This is a genomic window from Klebsiella sp. BIGb0132, assembly GCF_024810075.1.
Taxonomy (GTDB): Bacteria; Pseudomonadota; Gammaproteobacteria; order Enterobacterales; family Enterobacteriaceae; genus Klebsiella; species Klebsiella terrigena.
In genome coordinates, this window is the sequence record NZ_JANUDW010000011.1 from 129,385 (window position 1) to 152,623 (window position 23,239).

Annotated in this window: 14 protein-coding genes and 1 pseudogene; 11 read left to right on the forward strand and 4 right to left on the reverse strand. The window is 48.7% G+C overall.

Annotation, left to right across the window (positions count from 1 at the left end):
- The 5 genes from M2416_RS23235 to M2416_RS23255 all read left to right on the forward strand — a co-directional run bounded on the left by M2416_RS23235 (position 1) and on the right by M2416_RS23255 (position 9,765).
- Entirely contained in the window at positions 1-3,393 is a 3,393-nt protein-coding gene (locus tag M2416_RS23235; RefSeq protein WP_259227073.1) for a UvrD-helicase domain-containing protein, read from the forward strand.
- Between the two features lie 83 nt (positions 3,394-3,476).
- Positions 3,477-4,232, forward strand: coding sequence for a multiubiquitin domain-containing protein (locus M2416_RS23240; protein WP_259227075.1), 756 nt, complete (start codon positions 3,477-3,479; stop codon positions 4,230-4,232).
- Positions 4,207-5,382, forward strand: a complete 1,176-nt coding sequence (locus tag M2416_RS23245) for a ThiF family adenylyltransferase (RefSeq protein WP_049264800.1) — start codon at positions 4,207-4,209, stop codon at positions 5,380-5,382. Before M2416_RS23240 ends, M2416_RS23245 begins: the two co-directional genes overlap by 26 nt.
- A 77-nt stretch (positions 5,383-5,459) precedes the next feature.
- Complete coding sequence (locus M2416_RS23250; RefSeq protein WP_310504041.1) at positions 5,460-5,837, forward strand: ubiquitination-like system serine protease family protein; 378 nt, start codon at positions 5,460-5,462, stop codon at positions 5,835-5,837.
- Positions 5,838-6,525: 688 nt separating this feature from the next.
- Positions 6,526-9,765, forward strand: coding sequence for a tetratricopeptide repeat protein (locus M2416_RS23255; RefSeq protein WP_259227081.1), 3,240 nt, complete (start codon positions 6,526-6,528; stop codon positions 9,763-9,765).
- Here the strand turns inward: M2416_RS23255 and M2416_RS23260 are convergent.
- The 3 genes from M2416_RS23260 to M2416_RS23270 all read right to left on the reverse strand — a co-directional run bounded on the left by M2416_RS23260 (position 9,762) and on the right by M2416_RS23270 (position 15,043).
- Entirely contained in the window at positions 9,762-10,079 is a 318-nt protein-coding gene (locus M2416_RS23260) for a hypothetical protein (protein ID WP_259227082.1), read from the reverse strand. The genes M2416_RS23255 and M2416_RS23260 overlap by 4 nt on opposite strands.
- 700 nt (positions 10,080-10,779) lie before the next feature.
- Positions 10,780-14,280: a DEAD/DEAH box helicase gene (locus M2416_RS23265; RefSeq protein WP_049264813.1), complete on the reverse strand. Its 3,501-nt coding sequence runs from the start codon at positions 14,278-14,280 to the stop codon at positions 10,780-10,782.
- Positions 14,267-15,043: a HamA C-terminal domain-containing protein gene (locus tag M2416_RS23270; RefSeq protein WP_049264815.1), complete on the reverse strand. Its 777-nt coding sequence runs from the start codon at positions 15,041-15,043 to the stop codon at positions 14,267-14,269. The genes M2416_RS23265 and M2416_RS23270 overlap by 14 nt, the downstream gene beginning before the upstream one ends.
- A gap of 228 nt (positions 15,044-15,271) precedes the next feature.
- Between M2416_RS23270 and M2416_RS23275 the strand changes: the two genes are divergently transcribed.
- The 6 genes from M2416_RS23275 to M2416_RS23300 all read left to right on the forward strand — a co-directional run bounded on the left by M2416_RS23275 (position 15,272) and on the right by M2416_RS23300 (position 22,927).
- On the forward strand, positions 15,272-16,564 hold the full coding sequence (locus M2416_RS23275; protein WP_049264817.1) for a hypothetical protein: 1,293 nt from the start codon (positions 15,272-15,274) through the stop codon (positions 16,562-16,564).
- 618 nt (positions 16,565-17,182) lie between these two features.
- Positions 17,183-18,127, forward strand: a complete 945-nt coding sequence (locus tag M2416_RS23280; RefSeq protein ID WP_259227089.1) for an ArdC family protein — start codon at positions 17,183-17,185, stop codon at positions 18,125-18,127.
- Between the two features lie 387 nt (positions 18,128-18,514).
- Positions 18,515-19,555, forward strand: coding sequence for a PD-(D/E)XK nuclease domain-containing protein (locus M2416_RS23285; RefSeq protein WP_259227091.1), 1,041 nt, complete (start codon positions 18,515-18,517; stop codon positions 19,553-19,555).
- Between the two features lie 263 nt (positions 19,556-19,818).
- Complete coding sequence (locus tag M2416_RS23290; RefSeq protein ID WP_259227093.1) at positions 19,819-20,511, forward strand: ABC-2 transporter permease; 693 nt, start codon at positions 19,819-19,821, stop codon at positions 20,509-20,511.
- Positions 20,512-20,840: 329 nt separating this feature from the next.
- Entirely contained in the window at positions 20,841-21,659 is an 819-nt protein-coding gene (locus M2416_RS23295; RefSeq protein WP_019082174.1) for an HAD family hydrolase, read from the forward strand.
- A 200-nt stretch (positions 21,660-21,859) separates the two neighbouring features.
- Positions 21,860-22,927, forward strand: a complete 1,068-nt coding sequence (locus M2416_RS23300) for a very short patch repair endonuclease (RefSeq protein ID WP_259227099.1) — start codon at positions 21,860-21,862, stop codon at positions 22,925-22,927.
- A 235-nt stretch (positions 22,928-23,162) separates the two neighbouring features.
- Here M2416_RS23300 and M2416_RS23305 read toward each other — a convergent pair.
- A pseudogene (locus M2416_RS23305) lies at positions 23,163-23,239 on the reverse strand (integrase); the annotation flags it as partial.

A 23,239-nucleotide genomic window follows, 5' to 3' on the forward strand; every position in this document is an offset into this window, starting at 1 on the left:
GTGCAAGCAGTGGAACTGGCTCGTAAGGCCGCTGCTGCTCTACATGATCAGGCCGTTGATTCAGGACAAAATCCATGGACTCCCTATGAGTTTGCTGTTGCTGAAGCCACCAGACGAGGCCTTGATGTAGAGAGCACAAGAAAAGGATCGCCTAACCTGAGAGGCGCGCGCGCTCGTTTTATTCCAGAGGAGATGTTTATTCTCCACGAAAAATGCGCAACTCTTTTTGAACAAGCATTCCTCGTCGCTCATGAAATTGGTCACGCTGAACTTGGAGATGATGTCGAAGAGGATGAACAGAGTTATACGATAGATCCCACAAGGACGTCGGAGAGCTCCCCACTGGGAGTTGAGCGAGTCGTAGATTACAGTCGCAGACAGCGAAGAGAGGTCCAGATGGATCTTTTTGCGCGCGAGTTTTTGCTACCTAGACATTTTGTTAGAACGCTTTATCTGGAGGGCCAAAGTGCTTCAAGTATTGCCGAAAAGCTTGGAGCGCCATTTGACGTCGTTGCTCAACAACTTTTTGATGCGCTACTGTTGCCCCCGACTTTGCCTGAAAATCCAGAGTCAGCAATTGAATTTCCTTTAAACGATGAGCAGGCTAAAGCCGCAGCCCATCGTGGTGTTGCCTTTTTGCTTGAAGCCGGACCAGGCACAGGAAAAACACAGACATTGGTAGGCCGTGTAAAAGGACTGCTTAATGAAGGGGTTGATCCCCGGAAAATTCTCTTGCTGACTTTTTCAAATAAAGCGGCAGGAGAAATGGCTGAAAGAATTGCCCGTGTCGATAGCAGTGCTGCAGCTGCAATGTGGATCGGTACCTTCCACTCATTCGGCCTCGATTTGGTTCGCCGGTTTCACGATAAGTTGAATGTGCCACAATCCCCCCGGATGTTGGATCGTACAGAAGCAGTTGAATTGCTGGAGCATGAGTTCCCAAAATTAGGACTTGTTCATTACCGCAATCTTTATGATCCAAGCCGGATTATTGCGGACTTTCTCGCCGGCATTTCACGTGCTAAAGACGAGGTAGTCGATGCAAGCACTTACCTGAGACTGGCGCAGGCCATGCGCGTTAGCGCTGTTGAGAGTGATGCTATTACCGATGCAGAGAAAGCGATTGAAGTCGCCAAGGTATACGCAGCTTATGAGAATCTTAAGCAACAGTCTGAATGTATAGACTTTGGGGATTTGGTTTCATTACCTGTAAAGCTACTTGAAGAAAATGATGCTATTCGCTCCCATATCCAGTCTACCTATGAACACGTTTTGGTGGACGAATACCAGGACGTCAACCACAGCAGCGTGCGACTGTTGAAAGCTCTATGTGGTAATGGTGAAAATTTGTGGGCAGTTGGGGATGCTAAGCAGTCAATCTATCGTTTTAGAGGTGCCTCTTCATTTAACATGACGCGCTTTGGAAATGAAGATTTTCCAGGCGGGGTGCGATATCGGTTAAAAATGAACTACCGATCGGTGCCTGAAATAGTTTCAACATTTTCGAGATTTGCGATGGGTATGGCTGTAGGGGATGCTTATAGCGGGCTACGCCCCAATCGGGGCAGTAATGCCTGCAAACCCGAACTTCGCTTTGTGGGACAAGGCGTTCAACAGTCACCAGCTCTTGCGGACGCTATACAGGAAATGCGAGGTGCCGGTTACCCATATCGTGATCAGGCCGTTCTCTGTACAGGCAACGAAAAACTCTCAGAAATTGGGCAACAACTCGAGCGTTTAGGAATCCCTGTTCTTTTCTTGGGCAGTGTTTTCGAGCGTCCGGAGATAAAGGATTGGCTGTCACTGCTTTCCCTTTTAGTGGATCGCCGCGCAATGGGCCTGGTGAGGATGGCTTGCCTGCCAGAATTTACGATGTCGCTGGAAGATGTCGGAAATATTCTTGCATGCCTGCGTGAAGAAGATGACAGGGGGGGGTGGAAAGATAAAGTAGATCAGTTCCAAATCTCTGCAAATGGCCGTACTGCCTTAAAGCGGCTGATTAAAACACTGGACGGTTTTAACGGCGACACTTCACCCTGGACTGTGCTGGCCACTGTACTTTTAGACAGGACTCGTATTGTAGCTCGCCTGGCAACTTCTTCAGGTTGCAGTGACCGCTCCCAATGTATTGCAACCTGGCAGTTACTTAATTTCTTGCGAGTCCAGCCTGCAACTGGCGAAGGATTATTTATCACTCGCACATTAGATCGCATTCGCCGTTTAGTCCGACTAGGGGACGATCGTGAGCTCAGGCAACTCCCGGTAGCGGCACAAAACATTGACGCGGTTCGCCTCATGACTATACATGGCTCAAAAGGGCTTGAATTTCCTGTAGTCCATGTCCCGGGGATGAATGCAGATACCCTTCCTGGTTATACGCAAAAGCAAGCCTGCCCACCACCCGATGGGATGATAGTCGGTAGTAAGGCGAATGCCAGGGAGCAGTTTAGTATGGAGCACAAGGCGGAAAGAGAATGCTTATTCTATGTTGCATTGTCGAGAGCCAGGGACCAGTTATTCCTCTATGCTGCACTACGAAACGCTGCAGGTAGTACCCGAAAGAAATCCGAGTATCTGGATCGTATTGAGCCCAATCTGATTCAAAGAAACATAGAGCCTCATCATCCGGTCATTGAGCCTCCCGAATCTTTACCTATAGACTGGGTTGCGGATGGAGAATTCAAACTTAGTGGCGATCAGGTCTCCCTCTATGAATCTTGTCCTCGACGATTTTTCTATACTCACGTCCTTCAAATCGGGGGGCGACGATCACCAACCTCATTCTCAAAAATGCACGATGCTGTCCGAAAAGTGTTCAAGGATATGATCGAGGCAGAGTCTACAATAATTACGAATATAGAAGGCAGCGTTGAGCAAGCCCTCAAAGTTGAAGGTCTGGCTGAGCACGGATATGCCCTTGAGTTTAAGTCTCTGGCACTTGACATGGTTAGATATTTTAATTCAATTCGCGAAGGTCACGCTCCTGAAACACCCAGTGTACTCACGATGAAGTTCGGGGATATCCCTATCACCGTAGAACCTGACGATGTGTTGATTTACTCAAATGGGCGACGTACGTTTCGCCGGGTTAGAACCGGACATAAAAGAGATAAAGAAGAATCGGACCTTGGCGCAGCCGCTTTTATACTGGCAGCACGGAGAGCCTTTCCTGACGCGATAGTGGAGTTAGTTCATCTTTCTGATAAGACTGTAACGCCGATTGATCTGAGCACTAAGATGCTACATAACCGGCAGGAAAAGCTTCATGTTGCCTTAGACTCTATAAGTCGGGGTGTATTTCCCGCCGAATCATCATCCCGGGTCTGTCCCTCCTGCCCGGCATTTTTCGTCTGCGGATTGACCCCTCCAGGCGCGCTCCAAAAAAAATTCTAAAATAATTTACCGCTTTGGTATAGCTGCATCGATTGAGTATTAGAGCCAGACATCGTCTGGCCAAACTCAAGGATATGCAAAACATGAACAGCCAAAATATTAACAATATCGACGATGTCGGAGAAGCTATTCGCGAAGGCCGCGAACTGCGTCCGGCAAATGCCTACCGCATCCTGTTTGCGCAGGAAAACCTGGATTTTCACGCAATTGTAGTCAATGACCCAGTTCCACTGGGTCGACAAATTCTGATTGCTGCGGGTCTGCGTGCACATGATGACTATAGCCTCTTCGCCATTCTTCAGACGGGAGACTTTGAAGATCTTCGCCTTGATGAACCTTTCGATTTACGCGGTCATGGCGCTGAACGTTTCGTGGCCTTCCAGACCGATCGTGATTTCAAACTTACTGTAAACGACAGTCAAGTATCATGGGGTAAACCTGCAATTTCAGGGGCAGCACTTTATGAACTGGCAAAACCAGGCGACGGCGATGCCGTATTTATGGTTGTCCGTGGCGGTGATGATCGCCAGATTGAACCGAATGAGGCGGTGGATCTTACGACTCCGGGAATTGAACACTTTGTAACGGCGCCAAAGCGTAAACCAAAGATTGATATCGTCGTTAATGGACGTGAAGTTCAGGTCAGCGATAGTCATCAAACTTTCGAGCAATTTGTGGCTATCGCATATCCAGGTGAAGCTCCAACTGCTGAGATCGTATATTCAATTACATATCGTGGAGCGAGCTCAAAACCACACAGTGGTGAGTTAGCTGCAGGTGCCTTTATCGAAGTGAAAAATGGGAGCGTAATCAATGTCGGCCGCACCATTCAATCTTAATAGCGATCTGAAGCGCTTGCGCGAAGAAGGTTACCACGTAAACATTGTAGGTGGTTTCCTGGTCATGCGTGACGTGCCGTATGTTAACGCGCAACGGGAAGTTAAAACCGGCACACTTATATCGAGCCTTTGCATGTCTGGCGACGTTACTCAAAAACCAGAACCACACACAATTCACTTTGATGGAGAATTTCCATGCACTTCCCAGGGGGGGCGCATTCAGGCTATTTTTCATCAGAGTGAAGAGGTAAATCTTGGGCATGGACTGTCTGCTCAGCACTTATTCTCCAGTAAGCCAGGGCCTGAAGGTTACAGTGACTACCATCAGAAGATGTCCACCTATGCGACGATCATTTCTGGCCACGCCGCCACCCTCAAACCTGGCGTTAGTCCACGTGTTTTTAAAACCCCTGATGAGGAGGAAGGGGGCGTATTTAACTATCTTGAAACCGCATCTGACCGGGTCGGGATCGGGGCATTAACTGCACGACTTGAAGGTCAGCACATTGCCATCATTGGAGTCGGTGGTACAGGTTCCTACATACTGGACCAGATAGCCAAAACGCCGGTTAGGGAGATACGTCTCATCGATGGTGATGATTTTCTTCAGCACAACGCTTTTCGCGCACCTGGCGCCCCGTCCATTAACACTCTCAGGGAAGTGCCGAAGAAAGTAGATTACCTGGCGGGAATTTACGGTCAGATGCACCGTCATATCGTTACGCATGCAGTACAGATAAGCCTGGATAATCTTAATCTCTTGGATGGAATCACCTTTGCCTTCCTTTGCATGGACGCAGGCGAGCCAAAACGTTTAGCGATGCAGAAGCTGGAATATATGGGTGTGTCATTCATAGACGTGGGAATGGGGCTCGAGTTGGTGGACGGATCGCTTGGTGGCATCCTGAGGGTGACGACCAGCACTCCAGAGAAGCGTGAACATATTCGCACCCGTGTGTCTTTCAAGGAGAGTGGCGCAGAAAACGTTTACGCTTCAAATATTCAAGTCGCCGAGTTAAACATGTTGAATGCGGCACTTGCCGTCATCAAATGGAAGAAACTACTCGGGTTTTATCGTGATCTTGAAAATGAACATCACTGTTCATATACGACTGACGGGAATATGTTACTGAATGGTGACTTACTATGATACGCCATTACCAATTGACCCCGTGTTTCGTTAAAGGGATTCCACGAGAACTTGAAGCCGGCACTCTGTACGTTTCCATGGAGTATGGCACGGTTATCCACAGTTGCTGTTGTGGTTGCGGACATGAAGTAGTAACCCCTCTAACCCCAACTGACTGGAAGTTAACCTTCGATGGTGAGACCATTTCGCTTTGGCCATCCGTAGGAAATTGGAATTTACCCTGTCGATCGCACTATGTAATTAAGTGTAACCGCGTACTGGAAGCAGCTCCTTGGGATAAAGCCAAAATCGATGCGGAGATGCGTCGAGATAAAGCGGCTAAGAAGCGTTATTACGCCCAGACTAATGCGACCGAAATTTCTGAAGATTTTAAACAGGAGCCAACTGAGGAGTCTTCTGGGATGAGAACTGAGCCTCTATCCATTTGGAGTAAGTTAAGGAAGTGGTTGAGTTAGGGCAATGACTTTAACAGTGCTCAAAACTATCAGACCTGAAAAGCATGACTCTGGGCAGGTTACATTCAGCTTGTTCTACAGGCGAGTTCATCGGTCTGGCTATGGACCGGTATGCTGGAATGTCATAAAAGCATACCGGTACAAACCGCAGATAAATGTTTTTAACTTGATCTGCTCTCCATTGATTAATACCCCAAGATATGAGTTATCCAGTCATTAGATTTGGGAACAATGGCAGCTCCGGCCATAATGACAAGCAATTTTAGCGCATTTAACAATGGCAGCTTAGTGCCATTACCGGACATTGCTACAGTCCGCACTCTAATAATAATGAGGGAGCAGGTCACCCGCTCTTCGGTGTCTGCATATGAACTGCTTCGTTTTGTGAGTACAATCGATGGTGATACCAAAATTGAGTGGTCCGGTTATGCGGGGTACTTGCGCTCCTATTGGCTTGCCTCAAAAAAGAAACTACAGATTTCAGTTTGTTTGGTTCAGGACCGGGCTGGAGTGAGGATAAATAATGAAAGGTAGCCTTGAACAAGCTTGCCGCGCTCGGCTTACAATGAGCTGGAAGCATTAGTTTAGGGGCGGTGGAGGTCTACGATTGGAGCAGAAGTGTATGGCGACATTCGAACATTTTCTTCGCATTTATACGATGGCGGAACTCGTATTTAAGAGGCAATGAATGGCTGAAAGAGAACAAGAAAAAGGGGTGTCGCCATCAAAATTCATGCGCGAACTGCGTCCTGAATTTTACTCGGACACCAGCGACCGCACAGCATACCAGCTCGATGCCCCGGCACTTGAGTACTACCTCGATAGTATTACATCGCGCAACCAGACCCATGACTTCGAGATATTTTGTCGCAAGTTGTGCGAACGCACGATCTGCCCAAACTTAAAGCCTGCTACCGGTCCGGAGGGAGGAGGAGACAGCAAAGCCGATTCAGAAACTATTCCGATTGCCGACGAGATTGCTACTCTCACGTATGTGGGTGACGCAAATGCCGCTCAGGAACGTTGGGCATTCGCTTTCAGTGCCAAGAGAAAGTGGGCGGAAAAAGTTCGCAATGACGTCGCAGGTATTGTGGCGACGCAGCGCGGCTATCAGAAAGTCTATTGTGTAACAGCGCAGTTCGCTCGTGCGAAGGATCGAGCCCGCGTCGAGGATGAACTTACGCAACAGTACGGGGTGACCATCACTATTCTTGACCGGAGTTGGATTGTTGATGAGGTCGTCAGTAACGATCGTAAGGACCTCGCCTTTAATTACCTTGGTGTCGGGCAGGAGGTTGCAGACTCAAGGCGTTTGGGGCCCTCGGACTACTCCCGCTCGCAGCAACTTGAAGACATCGAGAAAACGCTCGGCAATCCGGAGGCATTTTCCGGGATGGAAATGCAACGAGTTACGGAAGCTCTGGTGGCCGCTAAGTTGTCGCGCAATCTAGAGCTCCCACGAATCGAGACGGATGGTCGGCTTGCTCGTGCAATTCGACTCGCTGAACAAGATGGAACTCATCGCCAGAAGTTGGAAGCGCACTACGAGTCCATCTGGACCGCCTTTTGGTGGTTCGATGACATCGCGTATTTGAACGGAAGGTACGACGAGTTCGCGAATCTGGTGATCGACACGGATCACGCTATAAACCTTGAGTTTCTTTGTAATTTAGTACAATTACTATTTAACTCGGTCATTCATCAGCATTTGACGGTCGACGAGGCTAAGCTTGAAGAGCGCGTATCTAGATTGACCGAGAGGTTAAAGCTAATTGCTGAGAATAAAGAACGTCCAAACAATGCATTGGAGGCCCAGTCGTCGTTACTCGTCGTAGAAGTTAATCAGGCGACACTCAAGAAAGACACTCAAAAACTGAGTGCGCTATGGCCGCAGTTCTCGGATGTCGTCAAGTGTGCGAGAGGTCTCGGTGAGTTTTCTGCTGAGCGTTTGACTAAAATGATTGAGGTGTTCGGGATCGTCGCCGGTAAGGACAGTGGTTATGTCCAACTGGTTGACGAGGTGGCGGCGTTTGTTTCTGAGCGTACCGGTGAGGCTCAGGGTGCGTTAGTGCTTCTCAAGCGAGCGCAACAACTCGATTTCGAAGATAACTTCGAAATGATTCGTTTGCTGGGCAAAGCCGCACGGCAACTCACTAAAAAAGAATATGCCGACTCTCTGATCGAAGCGCTGCAACTGCTCACGTTTGCTTATCGTAGTGCCGGATTGCTCTGGGCTGCGCGTGCTACATGCATTTTTGCAATGGCTTCAATGTTCATCGAAGCCGAGGAGGACAGTGACCTTCCGGCTTCGATCGTACCCATGGTCATGACCCTCGCTTGGGTTGCTGTCGAACTTCGGCATCTTCCAGACGCTCTCGAAGCCGTTCGGTTAGTTCGAGGTTGTACGGCGACGCTTCCGCTCGACGACTCATCACAAGAGCGTGTCGCGAAGCGACTTACGGAATTCGATCTTATTCTGGCGAGCCAAATTTTAAATTTCACAGCGGAAGAACTTCAACACATTGTGCGATTGCCTGACGTTCTTGGTGGACTCGGTCTGCAACAGAGTCGAAACTCGCTGATTTACGCGCTCGGCCATGAAGCCGAACTTCGTCGGGAGGGATCAATACCGCAAGAAGAGACGCCAGAGAGTGTGGCCGAGCTATTTACTTTGCTTGCTAGTCAACCGGCATCTAGCAACCTGCATGGTCCTGTCATCTTTAACGAGGCAGACTCGCAGTGTCTTGTCTCAAGAGTGCTAGGCATTCGTGTGGCTGTTTTTCACCCGAGCTCCGATGCCTTAATTCTTGCTGCAGAAGCAGTAATAGGTTCCGTCGAAGCATTTTTTGCAACCGCAATCGAAAGCGGCGCCGCAGCGCATACAGAGAACTTCACTATCTCACTTCAAGATAGTTCTGAAGTGCTGGCACCGGACTTTACGATCAATACTGATGAAATGACGGCGATAGTTCGCTGGCCGACTGGACTGTTACCCGCTACATTTGCCCGACAGGCCGAAGTCCAGAAGATGCTGATCGGATTGGCAGCTGAGATTTTTGCTGCCACTTGCTACGTGGAGGATATGCGGAAAACGCTCGAACATCTCTTCGGCAATGAGGCGGTGCTTGACCGCATCAGCATGGTCGTAGTTGTCGGCAATAGTCGGCAACGAGTATTCAAGGAAGGGCTATCGAAGCTCAGCGATTGGACGCAGATGGCGATATCGGAGTTCACTCTTGAGCCGTCGCGTCCCGTAATCACCCGCCGTTTATTAGACACGTTTGAGGATCAAGAAAGTCGCTCGACGGTAGGAAAACGAAGTGCCCCGTTCCCAACAAGCGACCATCGCGATCTTGGTGTTCGCTCTGTTATAGATGTTCATCTTTGGAGTCAAGCCGGTTGGACCGGAACTGCTTTTACTCATTGGGGGCCCTCGTATCCTCCAGCGGTTGCGCTCATGTTTAAGCACGAGGATGCCGCCAGGAAGATCTTTGCACGTTGGCGTGAACGTCTAGGAACGGTCGATAAGCAGGACGAAATTTACATGGCGATTCTGCGTGGAGTCTCCGTTGACCATCCGGCGCATTACCGTGTTCTTATCACTTCCAGGCTTTCTAATGATGAGGGCGAAACGTCAGGCAAGACCTTCATGATGGCATCACGTATGCAAACCATGCATGCAGAAACCGATGTCAACCTGAGCCGCTTTCTTGATATTTATAGGCAGTCACGCGCGTATTTGCTTCTTCCCGCGATATTTAATGGAGGGGCTGAGCCGAAGTTTATTCCAGAGCTTGCAATCCTAAAGCGGGAGCTTAGTGTAAAGAACGCTATCGACGTGACCGAGCATGACGTTGAGGTGATGGCACTTGGGGCGGAAGAGTATCGCCGTCGGTTCGGAACGTCTGGGCCCAGCAACAGAAGTTAGGTGCTGATATCTGATACTGCAATGAGCCCATTGACGGGGCGAGTCCTGCGTAGTGTGACGTCTGGCCCTGTTGATCTGCTGCCGGAGCGCGAGGATTGTTTGCGTTCCTCGATCCACGCTTCTACTTCGGCTAAGGGGACTATCTGCCGCAGCTCTTGGCGGTGGATAGTGCGACGAAATGACAGAACGCCATGTTTCGTGAATTGCGGAAGGTCGCTATAGGCGTTCGAACCGGGAAGGGGAAGAGATACAGGCTTTGGGTGAGTTTCGACGGCAATGTCGTGACCGATTTTCTCAAACGGGTTATTCTGCATATCGAACTCCGTGATCGTTTGGCGATTCAAGATTCGCCACCAAGATCTGGTGGCTTTCATTGGCTATCGCGGAAACTCACTGGAGCGTAGCGAGGCGTACTGAAGACAAATAGTCGAAAAAAAAGAGCGAGGACGGCGACGATAATGGTTTCTCCGGTTCATTTCGAGGACTACAGTGGTACCCAGTTCGAGCGCCTCGTTTTTGCGTACCACGTGCGTGCTGACTGGCATGACCTGATCTGGCTCGGCCAATCAGGAGGTGATCGAAGGCGGGATATCTCGGGTATCGAACCATTTGATGAGCAGCCGGCATGCAAGACCATCATCCAATGCGCGAACCGGGACACGTTGGCGCTTGCAAAAGCCAAGGGCGACATGAGCAAGGTGGTCAAGGTCACGGGCGGGGTCCGGCTGCGGACCAGGATGTCAGCTCGGTGCGGTTCTCCCGTCGCTGAGTCGCGCAACGCGACTTCGCGGAAGGACATATCGAAGTGTTCTTTCCAACCGAGGTGCCAAGGTTCTTCTGGCTCACTCCAGGGATCACAGCCGTCCGCCTTATGCCGCCAGTGGGGCGCATTCTCGACAGGCATAACGGCAGTTAGCATGTCGCCACAGTTGTGGCAGGTGTTCGCTCTCCATTCGCGACAGGTGCGCGCTTCTGGTCGTCGATCCAGGCATATAGCATCTTGGCCGTTCCCTTTTAGGCGTCGGCAGCCGGCCAACGCAACTTTCCGCGGCCGACGCGTAGAGCATCCACGAGCCGGGTTTTGCCCGGCAACCGTCCCGAGAATAGGCTGGGCTTGGGATCAACCGCTGGCTTCTTGAAGACGGCGATCCGCTGGTAGTCGGGGGTTACCAGCCAAGTCCGCGCGTCCCCTTCGTCGGTGACGATTCGATAGAGGCCAGCGGGCGGGGAGGACTCGTTATCGAGTAGGCGCTTGTAGCGTTCGACGGACCATTTCTGGATGCCTCCGCTGAGAGCTTCGGTTCGGAAGCGGGCCCATAACGCGGAGGTGTCGGGTGTTGGCCAGTCGCCTGCGTCGGTTTTGGCCGTAATCTCGTCGGATTCAAGCCAGGCCCGCATTTCTGCGGGCGTGACGAAGACTGGCTCAGCATCTTCGATGGCCGCCATTGCCGCGCGCCGTGACGGCAGGCCTGCGCGGATCAGCATCGCCATCATGAACTGGGGGACACCGGTTTCGACCGCAGCCGCACCACCGCCCGCCACCGTATCCGGCGACCAGCCGAAGGACATGCGCCGGGTGCGGACGGCTTCTAGCGCCCAAACTAGCCGATAGGTGAAGGCATCTTCGACCGCCCGCATGTTCTGCGGTCCGATCTTGGAGACTTCTTCCCCAGACACCCAACTACGTAGGATAGCTTTCCAGTTCGGCGGCAGCGCGTTCGCCTTGTCAGGGATGAAAGGCCGCATGAACAGCAGGCGTTCGCCGAGTCCGCCGAGAGCATCGGCGAGTTCGTGGATGTCGCCACTCAACGCTGCACTGTCTGCCCTGTCGATGAGTTCGGCCAGCTCGTCCGCCATAGCGTCGATGAGGAGGCCAGCTTCGAGCCCGACTCCCATCGCGAAATGCCCGCGTCGCGTTGGGGTGGTGGTGGCTTTCCAGATGAGACCAGCGCGTGCTTCGAATACCTTCCGGTGCAGGGAAGCGACATCCTCGTCCTCCCGAGCAATTTGGCGAGCCCAGAGTGACCCCCTGAGCGCCTCGTCTAGAAGCTTAGGTAGATCGGCGCGATCAGCATCTAGGGCTTCGATCAGACCGAATACGGTGGCGTCGAGGCGTTCGACGAGCTGAGACAGGGGCTCCTCGTCGATGGTTTCCTCCTCGTCGTCCGTCTCGTCTTCATCGTCGGTGGTAGCGTCGTATTCCACTGCGGCGGCCAGTCGCTCTGCCACCCCTGCTTCTTCGTCAAGTGACCTCCAAGCCTCGCGGGCGTTGGCGAGATATTCCCAGGCGTCATCTCTATCCAAGACGCCCTCGCGCGATAGACGCTCAAGGATTTCGGCAACGACCTGGATAAGGCCGCTTTTAAGCGTCCTGGCCTTGGCAGAGGCGACCAGTTCCCTCCATTCTTTCTTTCGCCATTTGATTTTGTCGAACATGACATGGACGATCAGCCCCTCGACATCGACGAATGCACGTCCGGCGCGGCCGGCCACGTTCGCGAACTCCTCGCCTTTGATCTTCTCGGAGGCGCGATATAGCGCGGGCACAAGCAGCACGGCAGCGTTGAGATTGAGGCCCTGCGAGAGCGTCGGCGAAGCGACAATGACCTTTAGCGCTCCTTCGGATAGGAGCAGTTCCAGTTCGCGTAGGAACGGGCTCGGCAGTCGGCCGTGATGAATGGCAACGCCCACCTTCAGGCTGGCCACGGCTGGATGATTCTCGCCCAACCATTCCTTTCCGACTTCCAGGGCGCGGGCGATTGGAGCCTCGTCTTCCAGCAACGAGTCCAGATAGCCGCGCTTGCAGAGGTCCACGACTTGTTTGCCGTAGCTCTCGACCCAGTTTGCTTGGGTAGAGAAGATCAAGGTGCGCTTGCCCTGGCTCGCGAACTCCCATGCCGCGAACAGAGCGAGGTGCGAGTTCTTGCGTGGATAGGGCTTCTTCTCCTTCCCGAGCGCTGGTTTTTCCGCGACGAATTTGTCAAGGAAGGGGCCATCGTCGTCTAGATCGAGCCGTAGCAACGCGTCCTTACCTCGCCAGGTAAGCACGCCGAATCTCTGGCGCGTTGGGCGCCAGTCGGAACGCACAGGCTCCCCGGGTTCGTCGGAACGAATCCATGCGGTAAGGTCGTCGAGTTCGTCGCCGCTTGGCAGGATCGCGGAAAGGCAAACTATTCGGCGCTCTGCCGCATCCGTGCGCCGAAGTAGGCGCTGCACGAGCGTCTCATAGCGGATTTCGCGCTCACTAGGACCGATCATGTGGCCTTCGTCGAGGACGATCAGGCCGACATCGTCAATCAGCGTCTGGTCGCTTCTCAGAGCGAAGTCGAGTTTTTCGGGCGTCGCAATGATGATCTCCCGTGTGCGGAGGGCGTCTTCATCACTGGCCGAAAGGCCGCTGGCGCCGTAGAGAGAAGAGACACCAAACCCTAGTGGCGCGAAGGTTTTCCTGAAAGATCGTTCGGTCTGGGCCGAAAGAGCGCGCAGCGGTGTGACGATTAGCACCCGGCGTGCGGAGGATAGGGTCATTAACGCGGCAATCTCTGCCACTCGTGTTTTGCCCGCGCTGGTCGGCAGGGCGACGACCAGATCGTCCGTGACGTCTGTGGAGCGCTGGGCGGCTTCGCGCTGCGATGGCCATAGCTCCACCTCTGAGGTCTTGCGGGCGTAAAGTGAAGATATAAACAACCGCCGCAGGTCGGGATATTTTTCCTCCGCACCCTCGGGTGGCTCAGTCGGCAAATTCTGGTGTAGCGAGTGTTGCCACAAGTCGTCGATCAGGTGACGGCAGAGATTCGAGATCCACCACAGCGGGACGTTCTCAGCGTTGTCGGCAAGCCCGACAGCGGTGGTAAGGAGCTCTCGTGCGGCTTCGATCGGCTCGACCTCGCCCGTCTCAAGCGCGAAGTCGAAAAATGCCAGAGCACGGCAGATCGTCGTATTGAGAATTGTCGACAGCACTTCGTCGACGTCAGCGTCTCCGCCCTGAAGCGCCGCCGCAATCTGCTCATCGCCGTGAGCCCCATCATTCAACCAGTCGCGAACGAAGCCGCGAAGTTGGTCGAGATCGCGCAGTATCAGGTGTCGGATCGCTATTTCGCCGGGTGAGACGTTAAGGTCTTCCTCTGTCTCGTTGAAGATTGAAAAGGCGACGGCCGAGAAGCCGGCTAGATGGTAGGCTGCAGCAGCAATAGTGCGGCGGAATCCGCGATCAGGCGACTCTGGATTACCATTGCGCACCAGGGCTTCGAAGGCGTTGGCTGCGCGCTCAAAGGCCTTGCCAGTGAGTTCTGAAGCACCAGCCTGAGCCTGCAGTGCCATTGCGCCTCGAAGCAGGGCAAAACCGTGCTCGGCAAGATCTGTTTCGATGGTTGCGCCAAGCGGCGGAGCGTTTTGCGGCAATACGCCATCCTCGCGCATCAACGACCAAGCTGCACCGCGATAGAGGAGGCGCCCGAGAATACCGTCAACTGTAGCGGCCGTCAGGAAGGTGCTTAATTCTTCAGTCGTCTCCAAGATCTTCCGCCTCTCGGTACATTGCCGCAATGAAATCCTGATGGTCTTCGACGTGAATGTTCACGACGTAGTGGTCCCTGTTGACTCCAGCGGCTTCAAGGTTCTCTTTCAGGGAAGCGTGAGGGCCATTACCTGACACGGTGAAGAGCATGTGGTCGATGCGATCGGCTCGCATAGACTTAAGACCCACTTCGTCGCGAAGGTCGCGACCCAGTGCATTATCGCCAGCGTCGTTGCTCTCCAGCAGGCGATTGGCGACGAACAGCAGCGAGTCAGGCGTACAGCGGCCATTGTCGCGGTCGAGAACCTTGCGGGCGGCGGTGACCGTGGTTTTGCCAAGCTTCTGGTTACTTTTAGCTTCACCTTTTAGCAGCCAGAGCTTATTGTCTTGGTAGCCCGCGCCGATGAAGTCATCGCCGCGCATGGCCATGTTACGGCCGTCCTTGTAACGGAGCCGGCGCACGGGTACCCGCAGACCGATTTCTTCCTCCACTAGTTCAGTCGCAAGGATTTCGCCGAGGTCGCCAGAGCGGCCCTTGGGGGTATTAGGCATTGCCTCGCTGAGGATCTTGGCAGCAACCTTGTATCCTAGTCGCCCTACGTCATCGGCGATGCGTTCAAGTCGGTCGTAGTGCGAGCGAATTGTCTCAGCAAGGTCCTCGCGGATATCATCGCGGCCGCCGTCCTTCTCGACATACGTCCAGTAATACTTGCGTTCATCATTTTCTTTAATGGACTCACACCACTTCTCATATAGCCCCACGGCGCTTCTCCCGATCAATCAGTTCTGATAACGTCAAGATTTTCCCGATTCGAAATCGGCTTATTGAAAGAACCCATCGTCAGCGCTTTACCACGTATCTTGCAAAATGGCGTCAATCTCTTCCCGCTCAGTTTCAGTCGCGCCAATCAATGGGAAGCCGCTCAGATTTCTTTCAATCACCAACAGGCAAACATTTCTGATAATGTACCCTATAGGAGAGGAGACGCAATGTCAGAGAATAATCCACACGATGCCGCGCAGACTTTGCCCCAGGATCGGGAAACGCTGTACCACTTGGTCTGGAGCGAGCCCGCGGAACGTATAACTGTGTTGTATGACATCAGTACTGAGTTACTGGCAAAACGATGCAGCGAAATGCGGATACCCAGGCCGCTTGCCGGTTACTGGAAGGCACTTGCGCATGGGACTGCACCCGCAATTCCAGCCCTGCCCGCTCTGAGAAATGGTAAGGCGGAAAAGGTACGCGAGAATGACAATTCATCAATGCAATTTCCTGCCATTACGGTATCAAAATCAGCATATTCAGTCGCCCCAAAGCAAGCTTCTGTTACGAGTAATGGCTATGGATTGATAAATGATCTCAAAACGTATCTGCCAGTCTCTTCGGTTACAGAAGATGGCTATTATAAACCTGCGAAAAAGAAATTACTGGATCTCAACGTTTCTGATACGGGATTTGAGCACGCAATTGAGTTCCTGAGCCGGTTCATTGAAGCTCTGGGGAAAAAGGGTTATCGGGTAACGCTGGATGCTCCGGGAGAAAGGCTAAATCGTACGGATATTGATATTAAGGAGGATCTAAAAGCGGGAGGATATCGCTGGGAGAATTTATGGCGGCCTTATACGCCAAGTATTATTTGTGTCGGTGATATGTACTTTGCGTTTAATCTTGCTGAAATGACGGAATATGTTCCGGCGAAAAAAGTCAAAAACCGCTATATTCGTGACGAACAGATGGGACGGTGGATTCGGGGGAAAAATAGTGAGTCTTTGATACACGTATCAAAACATACTCTACCTACCGGGCGATTTCTATTGCAGCTTTACTCGCCTTATTCTTCCGCAGAATGGTTGGTACAGTTCCGGCAGACGAAACAGTGCGGGTTAATTAGCCAGATCCCTAAGATGATTTCGGCGATGCAGGAGGCTGTTCCGCTAATTTCAAAGCAGCTAGAAGAGGCCAGAATAAAAGCTGAGGAGCGGTGTGTTCAGCGTGAGCGGGAATTAGCCATATATCTTGAAAAGGAGCGGATAGGTCGGGAACAGGAAGCTTACCGTGCCAGCCGTGCCGAGCTCAAATCTATTATGGTTCAGTGGGCTGAAGATAAACGGCTGGAACAGTTTTTTCACGAAGCAGAGTCAGATACGGCAACGCTTGATGTTGAGCAAAAGGTGCAGGTTATGAAACGGCTACAACTGGCTCGCCAGTTCCTGTCAGAGGATACGGCGATAGAAAGGTTGCTGAAGTGGAAAACGCCGCAAGAGCGCTTAATAAAATAATAATATTATTATTCCGTAGGTTATAGGTTTCAGGGGTGAGGTGTGTCATTCAGCGCAAAATATTACTGGCTGACGGTTAGTTTCAAGCAATGAGTATTTAAATATTACCACCCTTAATCAGCCGCTCGCTATACCTCTCTTTCATTGAGATTTGTAGTACGGCAGCAGTCCGGTCCCCTGCATACGAATATCGGATATCCAGAGCGAGTATACCGATTGTAGCCGTTGCGTATTGATTAAAAGCAGGATTATGAAGTCCGCTACTCTTTAAAACCGACTGACAGTTCAGGTCTGAACTAATAGCGTTAAATCAAAACCCAAAACCCAAAACCCAAAACCCAAAACCCAAAACCCAAAACCCAAAACCCAAAACCCAAAACCCAAAATCATTTCACCGCTGCGAACCAAGGGGCGCTACGCCCGCTATGTAGGTCATATCTTTTCCCTCCGTGTAATTTCCGTTCCCGTACCAGCTTCCGGTTAATCGTTCCCCAACATAACCCGTCCCACAAGGGTAAATGGCACGCATACTGCGCCCTTGCAGGCCGGAACGATGCCGGGAAAGCGAACCGTCAGGCGATACGAAGACGAAAATCACACCACTGACGGAGAAAAACCATGACTATTTCCCTGCATACTCAGACTAGCGCCCCTAACACCGCATCGGCAACCAGCGTATCCCCGCTGGACCCGTCAGGCTCCTCAAAAACGAAATTTTCCAAAACCAAAACTGATATTTATCAGACCGTCACTGACAGCATCATTGCGGCACTGGAAACTGGTGTTAAACCCTGGGCGTGTCCGTGGCAGCGTACCCCCGGTATGTCTGGTTTACCGTCCAATTACGCAACTGGTATGGGTTACAGTGGAATGAATATCATGTTGTTGTGGTGCAGTGCGTCAGAACAGGGATTCAATGATTCGCGCTGGATGACTTACAAACAGGCAAAAGCGGTAGGCGGGCAGGTACGTGAGGGAGAACACGGCACAACAGCCATTTTCTATACCATGCTGGAAAGGGAAAATGACGAAGGAGAAACTGACTATATTCCGATGCTTAAGACTTTCACCGTGTTTAATGTTGAGCAAATTGACGGTTTGCCTCTGAGTGATGAAGCCGTTTTCCCGGCAGAGACCTTTGAGCCGTTACCGCAGGCGGAAGCGCTTTTCCGTAACAGTAGTGCAACCATCATTGAGAAGGGGCAGAACGCCTTTTTCGCACCATCAACCGACGAAATCCATTTACCGGAACGTCGTCTTTTTAGCGATGCTGCCAATTTCTACGCTACGGGTCTGCATGAGCTGGTTCACTGGAGTGGAGCCAAAAGTCGGCTGAATCGTGAAATGAAAGGGAAGTTTGGCAGTGAGGATTATGCTTTTGAGGAGTTGATCGCCGAACTGGGAAGCGCGTTCCTGATGGCGGACTTGGGGATTGTCGGAGAGGTTCAGCATGAAAGCTATATCGCTTCCTGGCTGAAAGCAATGAAGAACGACAAACGCTATATTTTCAAGGCCGCCAGCGCGGCATCCAAAGCGCATCGTTATTTGATGGATAAAGCCTGAGGGAAGAGGGAAAGAAGCCACAAAAGAATGTGGCTTTAATCTTATAGGTAAGTGGGCAGAGTAAAGCTTGTTTCAGGGGGTATAATCCCCCCTGAGAATTTTCCTGGTGCTTGATGCCAGGAAAATTCTCAGACTGCAGGGCGGGCGGCAAAGAGCCCGCTTCGCCCTTTATATATATTGCCTCAGACGTGATCTGGCAGTGTTCTCTGTTAAAACAAGATTCAACCTTACAGTCGGCAACGACCTAAGGGCAGAAGTTTCAAAAGCTTACTCTTATCGAAATGTATGAAACACTGGGGTGTAGGTCAACTGCATAGTATTTAAGGTGACCTGACAAAATAGCTGTGATAAAAATCGTCAAAAGACATGCTGACGTTGAAGGGAAAAATGGATTATAAATTCAATGAAGTAAGGGAGTATTCCAGAGTAATCCTGCTCTTAAGAAAGGTTATTCTCATTAGTAAGCTGAGCATCTTAGTTTCGATTCTCACTATTGGAGTTAGCTACTATGTTGTCATAGCAGACTTTTTTCAGCCATATGATCTCACAAACTCAACCATTATAGAAGCGATGATGGACAAAGATTACCAGTCCATCAATACTAACACTTTTGATATACTTAATAAATATAATTCCGGTGAGTCCAAAATAAAGCCTAGCGACTTTTATGCATTCATCCCTGGGCGTTACAATGCGACTTCCGTGCATGTCCATGGGCATCTTGTACCTATGGGGGAGAGCATACATACAAGTCATAACAACTTTACTATGTATCGCTATGATTTTACATACCGAGTTAGTATATCTCAATTTGGTGTGATGATTTTCTCTCTAATTGAGGTATTCTTGCTTTCTTCTTTTCTTTATCTTCACTTTAGCACCAAATCAAAACATGAAAATGACTTTGAAGATAAAATTGTAGGCACATACTTTGATATGCTATCTCTTCCGCTTGAAGAAAGAGAACTAAGTGATGTCGAAAAGTTAAAGTTAACACTGAGAAAGTTTAATGCATTTCGATTGGCATTAAACAACAGATATGATAATCGCCCCGGTTATGTAATCAACGATGAGTACGATGTTCAGGATTTGCTGCGTGCAATACTGGCATTAAACTTCGAAGATGTAATTAAAGAGAGTGCCATTCCCTATTATTTAGGATCAAATTCAAGAGTGGATTTTTTGATACGTGATCAAAGTATTGCGATAGAAGTCAAAAAGACAAGGAAGGAATTAAGAGACGGTAAGTTAGTGGACCAAATTATTTCTGATCTCCATCGTTATCAAGCATATTCTGCTTGCAAAGATATTATATTTTTTGTGTACGATCCCGATCATTTTATACAAAATCCGGCGAGTTTGAAAAAGGATATCAAGTCGATAAAAAGTGAAGCCACATTGCATTTTGTTATTGTCCCTGAGGTTTAATGTGTGGAGGTTTTATTCGTCGGAATGTATCGTACCTCAACGTGGAAGGTTTGACCTGCTCTCCTCTAATTAATGCAGTGCAGACTTGGCAATATCCGCTACTGGCAAGGAGCGGCCAGGTTTAAAAACAAGTAAGGTCTACAATGAGCGAGGAGCGGACATAAATTCCTTGTGACATAGGCCTGCTGGTAATCAGTGTGTACAATATGTTGGGGATTTTTTCAATTTTTCCAAATTTAAATCAGTTGAAAAGGATGTCGTAGATGAAGAAATTTCTTAATGTGTTTAATTTTTCAGCTGTGTTAGTTCTGGGAGTCGCATTACTTATTTCCAGATTCATTGATGGCGCAGCATTTGTGGCAATTGTTGTTGCCGGATGTCTGGGGGCTTCTATATACGCACTGTTACCCTCAATCACTGAATTCTCGATAGGGGGTAATTCAGTAAAATTTAAGGAGAAGTTAAATGAAGCTGAACGGATTACGGCTGAGCTCAGAAAACTTAAAGCTGTAGCTATCAGAACCACACTAAAATCCTTGAAAATAAAACAAAAATCAAATCTTCTTGTTTTTCAAAATATAATCGAATTCAGGGATGTTTACCAACTTATCACTGATGCGAAAGAGTTTGAGAACGATTATATAACGATCGTTACAGAAACTGCTTTTGCACTAAGAGAGAATGTTTTCGACTTTGTGGATTTGGATATCAAAGATTCGGGACCGCACGATTTTGACTGGCGTGATAGCCATGTCAGAGAATATATTGGTTCTAAAACAAATCAAAGTGCACTTACTTTGCGGGAGAAAATGAGTATTCGTTTTGCTGAGCAATACATATATCTAACTAATTTTATAGATGGTCTGTCGAAAGGTGGTTTACCTTCATTAAAAATTGTAAGTCAGGAAGAAGGCTGGCATGTGATCGTAAATAAAACCACATGGAAGGACTTGTAATGAAACATCGTTTAGCATAATGCAATGTTAATCATGTTCCATGCTGTGACAAAGTTAGCATACTGAAGGGTCATGAGGTCTGCCATGAGCGAGGAGCGGAAGTTCACTGTTATTTGTCAAATTAGTTAGGGCATCACTAACATCTGGTTGTTTTAATCAAAAGGAAATAGCCAGTTGGTGGAGCAGAATTTTTGACATATTGCTAAAATCTCTATTGACCGATTTTAAATCAGCATTAATATAGTTTTGATCTTTTACATCACTGCGTTGCCTCCAACCATTGCATACTATGTTCTATATTTTTGCGTTACGTTAAGAAGGTATAACCAATGAAATGTGCGTTAATTTATGATTTTGATGGAACTCTAGCAGAAGGTGATTGTGCCCAACACGGACTTATGCCCGCTTTAGGAATTGATGATGTTGCTTCTTTTTGGCAGTCCGTTAAACACCGGGCCAAGAATGATGATGGCGATGAAATATTGTCTTATCTTGGACTTCTTGCTGAGAAAGCAAGTGAGCTTGGTTCCCAAGAGTTAACTGAAGCCAACTTGAAAAAACATGGAAAATCAATCCCGTTATTCCCCGGTGTTGAAGGCTGGTTTGAGCGAATAAATGATTATGCTCAACAACACGGTTTGGAATTATATCATTACATAATTTCTAGTGGTTTAGATGCGATGATTAGAGGGACATCCATAGGCTGTAAATTCCGTGATATCTATGCATGTAAATATCATTATTCTCCTGATGGTAAATCCGTTACATGGCCAGCACAAGCAATCAATTACACTACAAAGACTCAATTTTTATTTAGAATAAATAAAGGCATTCCTAACTCATGGGATAATGCAGCCATCAATAAATTCATTGAACCTGAAGATCGCGAGATCCCTTTCCAAAAAATGATATACTTTGGAGATGGAGACACAGACATTCCAGCAATGAAAATGGTTCGATATCAAGGTGGAGTTTCTTTGGCTGTATTTGACAATAAAAAATGGAATAATAAGACTACGCAAGAAAAAGTCGAGAAGTTAATAGCTGAAGAGAGGGCTAATTATGTTGTTCCTGCTTTGTATAACGAGGGGAGTCAATTGGATGTTACAGTAAAAGGACTGTTACAATTATTTAAGAGAAAGGGATAGCCAGTCAATGATGTCCGTTCCTGGCACAATGCTGCCTGTTGCAAGGAGCGCATGTCAGCTATGAGAGATCTGCGGACATTACTAACAGCATTCTGTATGAATAACGGGGAGCAGATCACATTGTATAGGTATATAGTATCTCAAATTTTTAGTTTAGTCGCTGTTTTGACTTAATACTGGTTTTGTTGGGGTTTTATTTAATGAATAAAGACGAAATTGAAAACATATCTAATAGACCTGAGGTGCTTTACAGTATTCCGTTCTATAAAGATTTACCTCACCTTCCTTTAAAAGTTGACTTGGAGGGTATGGCTGGTGATTTTTTGAGTTATGATATAGCGGATTTATTCGGATTACAGCCGATTGAGAAAGAACACTTAGATACATATGGTGAGATAATTACTATCAATCCATCAAAGGAGTCCCTTGAGCTTTATAAAAAAAGAGATGATTCCTTTCAAATGGTATTTTTAGTAGTTAATGCTTATGGCTTTAAAGAAATTGATGGTGTAATGCATTGCAAACCTTACAACATATCACTTTTCCCAGCAAGTAAAAGAGGTGAGTTGACTTCACTTAAATCGGATTCGATTGAGAGATTGGATCTTGAGATGGATGCTAACGTGCCGAAGTTTTACTATGGATTTAACCCATTCAAGGGAGCGTTTGGATTATATGTTTATAATCATGTCGACTACTCTGGAATTGAATCAGATATGATTGGTTTCGTAAATAGCATGTATCTCTTGTCAGATAAATATAATTACCATAATGTCATACCTCCAATCATTAAATCCATTGACAATAATTCGCAAATAAAAGCTGATTACAAAAGATATAGAAAGGACAGATACTTCAAGAAATTTAACAAAATAAAACCAAGGAAGATATGGGGTTGTGATTCACCTATCGAACTTTTTTTACTTCAGGCAATGGATACCCTAGGTTTAACACCTGAAATTCAGACGATAATTACTAAAGATGGACTCACGATCCCTAGCTTGCATAAATTGTGGGAAAACTCTCGCTCACGTAAACGTTTGAATGCTATAACAGATGCAGATTTTTATTTTCCTGAACAAAAGTTGGCAGTTTTTTGTGATTCTAAAGAACATCATTCGTCCAAGGAATCTACTGATAAAGACAGTAACATTGATAAGTCCTTAGCAGAAATTGGTATTTTCAGCATAAGGATCTTTGGTAAGGATATTGTGGCAGATCCCATAGCATGTGCGACAAGAGTCAGGGACCGTTTGAACGAGTTATAAGTTAAAAATAATTTCTTTGGGTTTGATTTGAATAATGCTGATGGGCCTGAATGCTCAGGCCTTCAATCAGGGATGCGATTGTCGCAGCTCATGCTGAATGTGAGATATTTTAACGGCAACTATGAGCTTTCTGCGGACAATCACTTCAGCTAATTAGCCACTACTTAATGAAAATTCACATTGAAAGCCTGAACTTTTCTATTTTTTGGCCAATAATGTTGTAAGCATACCCGTTTTAGTTCCACACACTTTTTGAGATTTCCGTTTTTTCAGCCATCAGCCGGTACTCCTCCGGCGTCAGGTCATTCAGGG

What these genes read in the sequence shown, in the direction of transcription:
- M2416_RS23240 (WP_259227075.1), top strand. Translation starts at nt 3,477, where the DNA reads ATGAACAGCCAAAATATTAACAATATCGACGATGTCGGAGAAGCTATT.
- M2416_RS23245 (WP_049264800.1), top strand. Translation starts at nt 4,207, where the DNA reads ATGTCGGCCGCACCATTCAATCTTAATAGCGATCTGAAGCGCTTGCGC.
- M2416_RS23250 (WP_310504041.1), top strand. Translation starts at nt 5,460, where the DNA reads ATGGAGTATGGCACGGTTATCCACAGTTGCTGTTGTGGTTGCGGACAT.
- M2416_RS23255 (WP_259227081.1), top strand. Translation starts at nt 6,526, where the DNA reads ATGGCTGAAAGAGAACAAGAAAAAGGGGTGTCGCCATCAAAATTCATG.
- M2416_RS23260 (WP_259227082.1), bottom strand. Translation starts at nt 10,079, where the DNA reads ATGCAGAATAACCCGTTTGAGAAAATCGGTCACGACATTGCCGTCGAA.
- M2416_RS23275 (WP_049264817.1), top strand. Translation starts at nt 15,272, where the DNA reads ATGTCAGAGAATAATCCACACGATGCCGCGCAGACTTTGCCCCAGGAT.
- M2416_RS23280 (WP_259227089.1), top strand. Translation starts at nt 17,183, where the DNA reads ATGACTATTTCCCTGCATACTCAGACTAGCGCCCCTAACACCGCATCG.
- M2416_RS23285 (WP_259227091.1), top strand. Translation starts at nt 18,515, where the DNA reads ATGGATTATAAATTCAATGAAGTAAGGGAGTATTCCAGAGTAATCCTG.
- M2416_RS23290 (WP_259227093.1), top strand. Translation starts at nt 19,819, where the DNA reads ATGAAGAAATTTCTTAATGTGTTTAATTTTTCAGCTGTGTTAGTTCTG.
- M2416_RS23295 (WP_019082174.1), top strand. Translation starts at nt 20,841, where the DNA reads ATGAAATGTGCGTTAATTTATGATTTTGATGGAACTCTAGCAGAAGGT.
- M2416_RS23300 (WP_259227099.1), top strand. Translation starts at nt 21,860, where the DNA reads ATGAATAAAGACGAAATTGAAAACATATCTAATAGACCTGAGGTGCTT.